A 269-nucleotide genomic window follows, 5' to 3' on the forward strand; every position below is an offset into this window, starting at 1 on the left:
GTGCGGTCTTGGACGCGGCCGAGAAGGCGCTGCGTCGGCAGCGGTACCGCACCCGCCGGGTCCGCGGCGACGACGGACGGGACTCGGTCGCAGCCGAGCGCGGCTACCTGCGGGAGACCGGGAACCTGCTGTTCCACGTGGCGCTGCTGGCGGTGCTGGTCGTGGTCGGCGTCGGCGGCGGGTTCCGGTTCACCGGGCAGCGGGTGCTGGTGGAGGGGCAGACGTTCGCGTCCACCCGGATCGCGTACGACTCGTTCACCGCCGGCCGG

Annotated in this window: 1 protein-coding gene; it reads left to right on the forward strand. The window is 74.3% G+C overall.

Features of this window, described 5'->3' with window-relative positions; translation table 11 throughout:
* The coding region (locus ASG00_RS17060; protein ID WP_235559165.1) for a cytochrome c biogenesis protein ResB at positions 1–269 on the forward strand (269 nt) is incomplete at both ends.

Origin of the sequence: Microbacterium sp. Leaf351 (assembly GCF_001423825.1) — a bacterium.
Taxonomy (GTDB): Bacteria; Actinomycetota; Actinomycetes; order Actinomycetales; family Microbacteriaceae; genus Microbacterium; species Microbacterium ginsengisoli.